This window comes from Ramlibacter sp. (assembly GCF_013697775.1).
Lineage (GTDB): Bacteria > Pseudomonadota > Gammaproteobacteria > Burkholderiales > Burkholderiaceae_C > Ramlibacter.
This window is the reverse complement of the sequence record NZ_JACCWG010000361.1, coordinates 1-8243: the sequence shown is the minus strand read 5'-3', so window position 1 is coordinate 8243 and position 8243 is coordinate 1. Positions and strand designations below refer to the sequence as shown.

Below are 8243 nucleotides of genomic sequence, written 5' to 3'. Positions count from 1 at the left end.
CCCCAGCCGCTGAACACGGCATAGGCGGCCGCCAGCGCGATGCCGCCCGCGAGCGCCGCATGCTGCGCCGGCCAGGCCAGGCACAGCCGCGTGCTGCGCCGCCACAGCGCGCCGATCAGCGCCGCCGCGGCCCAGGCGAACATCGTCACGTGCAGGCCCGAAATGCTCATCAAATGCGCGACACCGGTGGCGCGGAAGATGTCCCAGTCGGCGCGCTCGATGGCCGCCTGGTCGCCCACGACCAGCGCCGCCAGCACGCCGGCCCAGCGCCGGTCGGCCACGCGCTGCAGGATGGCTTCGCGCACCGCGTGGCGCGCCTGCTCCACCGGGTGCTGCCAGGTGCGTGCCAGGCGCTGAGGCTGCGCGTCGCGCGGGCCGGCGCGCACGTAGCCGGTGGCCTGCAGGCCCTGCTCCCACAGCCAGAGCTCGTAATCGAAACCGTTCGGGTTGAGGTTGCCGTGCGGCGCCTTCAGGCGCACCGAGACCAGCCAGCGCTCGCCGGGGCGCAGGTCGGCGCTCTGGCGCTGGAGTTCCAGGCGGCCGTCGGCCGCGGGCGTTGGGTTGTTGTACCAGCCGAGCAGGAGCTGGGGCGGCAGGCGGACAGGCACCGCATCGGGGTCTTTCGCATCTTCCACCTCGAAGCGGAACCGCGTGCCACCATCGTCGCGCTGCGGCATGGCGGCGACCACGCCGGTGATGCGCAGGTCGCGGCCTTCGAGGGCGGGGTCTAGGGCGTTGACTGAATACGCTACCGAACGCAGACCGGTGGTGGCGAAGGTGATGGCCGTGGCAGCTAGAAGCCAGAGCGCCACGCGCCCGATCCGATGCAGCCGGTTGCGGGCCAGCGCCGCCGCGATGGGGAGCGCGCATCCGGCGGCAAGCAAGAGCAGATAGCGGCCACCGCCCCACAGCGCCGCCTGCTGCAATTGCGCAGCCGGCCCCAGCACCGCTCCCAGCAGCACCGGCGCCAGCCACGTTCCTCCCTGTCGGCTGTTCGTCCCCATGTGAAGCGCTCAACGCTGCTGTCCAACGCGCTGCCGACGCGTTGTGCATTCCTCACATCAATCGGCGTCCGGTTCCAGGTTGGCGCGGATGCGCGCCAGCATCTCCAGCAGTTGCTCGCACTCGCCCTGCGTCAATCCGGCCACCGCCGCCTTGGCCGTGCGCCCCGCCTGCGCCTTCATCGCGCGGTGCAGCCCCTGCGCTTCGGGCGTGAGCCGCAGCCGCACCGAGCGCCTGTCGGCTTCGTGCGGCTCCGCCTCAAGCAGGCCGCGCTCGCGCAGGCCGGCGATCAGCCGCGCCACCTGGCCCTTGTCGCGGCCGGAATGCGCGACCAGATCGCTCTGCGTCGCGCCGGGATGCCGCGCGAAAAAGCCCAGCGTCTTCTGCTCCATGCGCGGCAGCCCGCCCGCCCCGGCCGCGTCGCCGTGGTGGCGCGCGCGGTACAGGTGCATCAGCTCATGGATGGCGTCGAACACCTGGTCCGCGGTGCCACCCACTTGATTGACATGGTCATCTTGTCTGGGCATGATGGTGGACATTATCAACCAATCAGATTTCCATGGAAAACACCACCCTGCGCCGCGTCGAGCGCGTGCGCTACGAACTGCGCCGCCGCGAGGTGACCGTCGCGCGCACCGAGCATATCGGCGGCTTCGCGCGCATCGTCTTCACCGGCGAATCGCTGGCTGATTTCATCTCCGGCTCGTTTGACGACCACGTGAAATTCTTCTTCCAGCCCGCCGGCGCTACCGAACCCATCGGACGCGACTACACGCCCCGCGCCTTCGACCGCGAACGCCGCGAGCTGACCCTCGAATTCGCGCTGCACGGCGGCGGCCCCGCCTGCGAATGGGCGCGGCAGGCCCAGCCCGGCCAGCAGGCGACCATCGGCGGGCCGCGCGGCTCCTTCATCGTGCCGGCCGACTACGAATGGCACCTGCTCGCGGGCGACGCCTCTGCCCTGCCCGCCATCCACCGCCGGCTGGAGGAACTGCCGGCCGGCACCCGCGCCATCGTGCGCGTGCTGGTGCACGACGCGGCCGAGCAGCGCGACCTGCGCTCGGCCGCCGAGCTGGACCTGCAATGGGCGCGCACGCCGCAAGGGCTCATCCACGCCGTCGAGGCATTGGTGCTGCCCGCTGGCGAAGGCTTCGCCTGGTGCGCGGGCGAGGCCTCGGCCATGGCCCGGCTGCGCCAGGTGCTGCTGACGGAAAAGCAGCACCCGCGCGAGGCCGCGCGCATCGCCGCATACTGGAAACAAGGCGCCACCAGCCACCACGAAAACCTCACACCATGAGCAAACGCACCCTTCTGGCCGAAGACGGCCTGTACGACTACGTGCTGGCGCATTCGCTGCGCGAGCATCCCGAGCAGGCCGCGCTGCGCGAAGCCACTCGCAGCCATCCGCGCGCCGGCATGCAGATCGCACCCGAGCAGGGCCAGTTCATGGCCATGCTGGCCAGGCTGATGGGCGCGCGGCGCGCCATCGAGATCGGCGTGTTCACCGGCTACAGCGCGCTCAGCGTCGCGCTGGCCTTGCCGGAAGACGGCCGCCTGCTGGCCTGCGACATCAGCGACGAGTACACGCGCATCGGCATTCCCTTCTGGCAGCGCGCCGGCGTCGCGCACAAGATCGACCTGCGCCTCGCGCCAGCCGCGCAGACGCTGCGGGCCTGCCTGGACGCGGGCGAAGCCGGCCAGTACGACTTCGCCTTCATCGACGCCGACAAGACCGCCTACGACGGCTACTACGAACTGGTGTTGCAGCTGCTGCGCCCGGGCGGCCTGGTGGTGATCGACAACACGCTGTGGCACGGCGCCGTGGCCCACCCCGCCGACTCCGACGACACGCGCGCGCTGCAGGCGCTCAACGCCAAAGTGCATGCGGATGCGCGGGTCGACATGGTGCTGCTTCCGTTCAGCGACGGCGTGACGCTGGCGCGCAAGCGCTGAGGCGGCGGGCGGGGCCGGCGCCCCGCAATGGCTCGCCTCTTGCTAGGATGGGCCATATGTCGATTCATGCCGCCCTCAACCACGTCACCCACTACACCTACGACCGGCTGGTGAACCTCGGGCCGCAGGTGGTGCGGCTGCGCCCCGCGCCGCACAGCCGCAGCAAGATCCTGTCGTACTCGCTGCGGGTGGAGCCGGCCAGGCACTTCATCAACTGGCAGCAGGACCCGTTCGCCAACTACCAGGCGCGGCTTGTGTTCCCCGAGAAGACGCGCGAGTTCAAGGTCACGGTGGACCTGGTGGTCGAGATGGCGGTGTACAACCCGTTCGACTTCTTCCTGGAGCCGGTCGCCGAGACATTCCCCTTCGCCTACCCGGCGGAAACCGCGCAGGAGCTGGCCCCCTACATGGCCGTGGAGCCGCTCACGCCGCTGGTGAAGGCCTACCTGGAAAAGATCGACCGCACGCCGCGTGCCACCGTCGATTTCCTGGTCGGGCTGAACCAGCAGCTGCAGCACGACGTGAAGTACCTGATCCGCATGGAGCCCGGCGTGCAGACGCCCGAGGAAACGCTGCGCAACGCCAGCGGCTCCTGCCGCGACTCGGGCTGGCTGCTGGTGCAGCTGCTGCGCCGGCTCGGCCTGGCGGCGCGCTTCGTCTCGGGCTACCTGATCCAGCTGAAGTCCGACGTGAAGGCGCTGGACGGCCCGAGCGGCACCGAGGTGGATTTCACCGACCTGCACGCCTGGTGCGAGGTGTACCTGCCGGGCGCCGGCTGGGTCGGGCTGGACCCCACTTCGGGCCTGCTGGCCGGCGAAGGCCATATCCCGCTGGCCTGCACGCCGCAGCCCTCGGCGGCAGCGCCGGTGGAAGGCGTGGTCGACGAGTGCGAGGTGACCTTCAGCCACCACATGCAGGTCACGCGCATCCACGAATCGCCGCGCGTCACCAAGCCCTACACCGAAGAGCAGTGGCAGCAGGTGCTGACGCTGGGCGACGCGGTGGACCAGGCGCTGGTGGCCGGCGACGTGCGCCTCACCATGGGCGGCGAGCCGACCTTCGTGGCGGTGTCCGACCGCGACGCGGGCGAGTGGAACACCGACGCGCTCGGCCCCACCAAGCGCGGCTACGCCACCGAGCTGGTGCACAGGTTGCGCGCCGAATATGGCGAGGGCGGCTTCCTGCATTTCGGCCAGGGCAAGTGGTACCCCGGCGAGCAGCTGCCGCGCTGGGCGCTGTCGATCTGCTGGCGCGCCGACGGCCTGCCGTGCTGGAACGACCCCGCGCTGTTCGCCGATGAACGCCAGCACGTGCGCTACACGACGGAAGACGCGCGCCGCTTCATCCACCGCCTGGCCGCCAGGCTGGGCGTGACCGACCGCCACATGCAGCCGGGCCATGAAGACGTCTTCTACTACCTGTGGCGCGAGCGCACGTTGCCGGTCAACGTGGACCCGTTCGACACGCGGCTGGACGACGAGCTGGAACGCGCCCGCATGCGCCGCGTGTTCGAGCAGAAGCTGGATGCGGTGGTCGGCTACACCATCCCGCTGGGTGTGCTGGAAGACGACGCCGACGACGCCGACGACCGGCCGCCGCCGGCCGGCCCGCGCTGGCGCACGGGCCCCTGGTTCTTCCGCGGCGACCGCATGTACCTGCTGCCGGGCGACTCGCCCATGGGTTATCGCCTGCCGCTGGAGTCGTTGCCCTGGGTGCGCAAGGCCGACTACCCGTACCTGATCGAGAAGGATCCGACGACGCCGCGCCGGGCGCTGCCCAATACGGCGGCGCTGCGGGTGCAGGGGACGCCTGTTCGCTCCAGCGGGGACGACGCGCCACTCCCTCTGGCGCCTGCGGCAGAGGGCCGGGGTGAGGGCTCTCCTCCTCCCGCCAAATTCCAGTCCGCCGCCGACGTGATCCGCACCGCCCTGTGCGTGGAGGTGCGCGACCCGCAGCGCGCCAATGGTCCAAAAGCCGAGCGCGAACATGGCGGCAAGAGCGGCATGCTCTACGTCTTCATGCCGCCGCTGGCGCGGCTGGAGGACTACCTGGAGCTGGTGGCCGCGGTGGAAGCCACGGCGGCGGAGCTCGGCGTGAAGATCGTCATGGAAGGCTACCCGCCGCCGCGCGACCCGCGCCTGAAGGTGCTGCAGGTGACGCCCGACCCCGGCGTGATCGAGGTCAACATCCATCCCGCGCACAGCTGGCGCGAGATGGTGCAGCACACCGAATTCCTCTACCAGGCCGCCCACGAAACCCGGCTCTCTGCCGAGAAGTTCATGACCGACGGCCGCCACACCGGCACCGGCGGCGGCAACCACTTCGTGATGGGCGGCGCCACGCCGGCCGACTCGCCCTTCCTGCGCCGCCCCGAGCTGCTCACCAGCCTGCTGCTGTACTGGCACAACCACCCGAGCCTGAGCTTTTTGTTCAGCGGCCTGTTCATCGGGCCGACAAGCCAGTCGCCGCGCGTGGACGAAGCGCGCAACGACCAGCTGTACGAGCTGGAAATCGCGGTGCAGGAAATCGCGCGCGCCCGCGACATCCACGGCGAGGCCATGCCGGCCTGGCTGGTCGACCGCAGCCTGCGCAACATCCTGGTGGACGTCACCGGCAACACGCACCGCAGCGAGTTCAGCATCGACAAGATGTACTCGCCCGATTCGGCCACCGGGCGGCTCGGCTTGCTGGAGCTGCGCGGCTTCGAGATGCCGCCGCACGCGCGCATGAGCGTGGTGCAGCAGCTCCTGATCCGCGCCCTGGTCGCGCGTTTCTGGGACCGGCCGTACCGCGCGCCGGCGGCGCGCTGGGGCACGGAGCTGCACGACCGCTGGATGCTGCCGACGTTCCTGTGGATGGATTTCCAGGACGTGCTGGACGAGATGCGCGAGGCCGGTTGGGCCTTCGACAGCGCCTGGTTCGCGCCGCATTTCGAATTCCGCTTCCCGCGCGTGGGCGACGTGCAGGTGCGCGGCATCGGGCTGACGCTGCGCAACGCGCTGGAGCCCTGGCACGTGATGGGCGAGGAAGGCGCCACCGGCGGCACGGTGCGCTACGTCGATTCGTCGCTGGAGCGCATCGAGGTCAAGGTGGACGGCCTCAACGAGAGCCGCCACGTGGTCACGGTCAACGGCCGCGCCGTGCCGCTGCAGTCCACCGGCACGGCCGGCGAGTTCGTGGCCGGCGTGCGCTACCGCGCCTGGGCGCCGAACTCGGCGCTGCATCCCACCATCGGCGTGCACGCGCCCCTGACCTTCGACATCGTGGACACCTGGATGAACCGCTCGCTTGGCGGCTGCCAGTACCACGTGGCGCATCCGGGCGGGCGCAACTACAGCACCTTCCCGGTCAACGCGTACGAGGCCGAGAGCCGCCGCTTGGCGCGCTTCTTCCGCATCGGCCACACGCCGGGCCGGCTGGAGGTGCCGCCCGCCACCATCCACGTGCCGGGCAGCCGCGAGTTCCCGTTCACGCTGGACCTGCGCAAGCCGCCGGGCGGCTAAGCGGGCTGGCGCCGCGGCAGCCTGACGATGAATTCCGCGCCCTTGCCGCGGCCGGCGCTCAGCGCCTGTACCGTGCCGCCGTGCAGCTCCACGATCTGGCGCACCATGGACAGGCCGACGCCGAGTCCGCCGGGCACCAGTTTTTCGGCCTGCAGGTCCTGCGTGAACAGGTCGAAGATGCGCGGCAGCATCTCCGGCGCGATGCCGATGCCGGTGTCCTGCACGCGGAACATCAGGTGGCCGTCGTCCTGCGTCGCCGTCACCCAGATGGTGCCCCCCTCCAGCGTGTACTTGATGGCATTGCTCAGCAGGTTCAGCACCACCTGCTGCAGCCGGTCGGGATCGGCATCCACCATCAGCGGCGCATCGGGCAGTACCGCCTGCAGGCTCAGCTGCCCGGCCGCGGCCTGGCTCTGCAGGCTGGTTGCCGCTTCGCCCAACACCTGCCGCAGGTCCACATGGCGCTTGTGCAGCTCGAACTTGCCCAGCTCCAGCCGGGTGACGTCCATCAGGTCGTCGGCCAGGCGCCGCAGCACGCCCACCTGGCGATCGATCACCTGCAGCATCGTGCGCGAGCGCTCGTCGGTGCAAGAGCGCGACAGCACGTGCATGGCGTTGGCCAGCGGCGCCAGCGGATTGCGAAGCTCATGCCCCAGGGTGCGCAGGAACTGCCGCGTGCTGTCCTTGCCGGACTGCAGCGCCTGCACGTGGTTCTCGATGGTGTCGATGTGGCCGCGCACGTCGGTGCGGTCGCGCAGGATCTTGACGTAGCCGGTCGGCTCGCCGCCCGCGGGCCGCAGCGCGGTAACGGTGCCGCTGGCCCAGATGCGCGTGCCGTCCTTGCGCACGTGCCAGCGCTCGTCGGCCGCGCGGCCATTGGCCTGCGCCACCTCCAGTTCGTAGCGGTCCAGGCCACGCTGCCGGTCTTCGGGCGTGAAGATGCGCGTGAGCGTGGCGCCGAGCATCTCCGCGGCGCCGAAGCCCAGCACCTGCTCGGCCGCGCCCAGCCAGGCCACCACCCTGCCCTGCGGGTCGAGCAGGATGACCGCGTAGTCCCGGTTGGACCGCAGCCAGGCCGAAAGCAACTCGGCAATGTGGGTTTCGCCCAGCGCATCGGCCAAGTTGGGGGTGGCGGAAGAGTTCACCAGGAGAACTTTATGCAACCTCGGTCGCTGTTCGGCTTCCGCCGAATCCCATCCGCAAGTGGGACGACGCCGCGCCGCGGTGTGACAATACGGCCGAGTGGACCATCCCATCGACTCGCTGCCCGGCCCCGATGCCGGGGAAAGCCCCGCCACGCTGGCGGCGGCGCTCGCGCAGCCTGCCGCCCCGGGGCACTACGACGAACTGCGCGGCGCGGCCTCCCCCGCGGCGCCCGATGCCGGCACCGGCCGGCCGGTGCCGGGCGCGCCCGCCGAACACTGGGCACGTTTTTTCGGCCACCTGGGCCGCGACGGCCTGGACGACCTGAACCGCCGCACCGCCAACCTGCAGCGGCAGGTGCGCGACAACGGCATCACCTACAACGTGTATGCCGACGCCGGCGGGCCGCAGCGCCCCTGGTCGCTGGACCTGTTCCCGCTGATCGTGCCGGCGAGCGACTGGCAGCGCATCGAAGCCGGCGTGCTGCAGCGCGCCACCCTGCTCGAACACGTGCTGGCCGACGTCTACGGCCCGCAGCGCCTGCTGGCCGCCAACCTGCTGCCGCCGGCGCTGGTGCAGGGCCATCCCGGCTACCTGCGCGCCATGCACGGCGTGCAGCCGGCGGGCGGGCGCCGGCTGCAC

Annotated in this window: 7 protein-coding genes; 4 read left to right on the top strand and 3 right to left on the bottom strand. The window is 70.7% G+C overall.

Annotated elements, in window-relative coordinates; all coding sequences use genetic code 11:
* Positions 1 to 1004: ComEC/Rec2 family competence protein (locus tag H0U68_RS18355; protein ID WP_296358216.1), on the bottom strand; the 1004-nt coding region annotated here is incomplete at its 3' end.
* Positions 1005 to 1061: 57 nt separating this feature from the next.
* On the bottom strand, positions 1062 to 1529 hold the full coding sequence (locus H0U68_RS18350; protein ID WP_296358214.1) for a MarR family transcriptional regulator: 468 nt from the start codon (positions 1527 to 1529) through the stop codon (positions 1062 to 1064).
* A 32-nt stretch (positions 1530 to 1561) separates the two neighbouring features.
* Between H0U68_RS18350 and H0U68_RS18345 the strand changes: the two genes are divergently transcribed.
* The 3 genes from H0U68_RS18345 to H0U68_RS18335 are packed head-to-tail and all read left to right on the top strand — an operon-like array spanning position 1562 to position 6458.
* A complete protein-coding gene (locus tag H0U68_RS18345) occupies positions 1562 to 2299 on the top strand; it encodes a siderophore-interacting protein (protein WP_296358213.1) in 738 nt (245 codons plus the stop codon).
* Positions 2296 to 2955, top strand: coding sequence for a class I SAM-dependent methyltransferase (locus tag H0U68_RS18340; protein WP_296358211.1), 660 nt, complete (start codon positions 2296 to 2298; stop codon positions 2953 to 2955). Before H0U68_RS18345 ends, H0U68_RS18340 begins: the two co-directional genes overlap by 4 nt.
* Positions 2956 to 3011: 56 nt before the next feature.
* Entirely contained in the window at positions 3012 to 6458 is a 3447-nt protein-coding gene (locus tag H0U68_RS18335) for a transglutaminase family protein (RefSeq protein WP_296358209.1), read from the top strand.
* On the opposite strand, the gene H0U68_RS18330 is transcribed toward H0U68_RS18335, so the two are convergent.
* Positions 6455 to 7603: a PAS domain-containing sensor histidine kinase gene (locus tag H0U68_RS18330; RefSeq protein WP_296358208.1), complete on the bottom strand. Its 1149-nt coding sequence runs from the start codon at positions 7601 to 7603 to the stop codon at positions 6455 to 6457. The two genes, H0U68_RS18335 and H0U68_RS18330, sit on opposite strands and share 4 nt — an antisense overlap.
* A 97-nt stretch (positions 7604 to 7700) precedes the next feature.
* On the opposite strand from H0U68_RS18330, the gene H0U68_RS18325 reads away from it, so the two are divergent.
* On the top strand, positions 7701 to 8243 hold a 543-nt coding region (locus H0U68_RS18325; protein WP_296358206.1), incomplete at its 3' end, for a circularly permuted type 2 ATP-grasp protein.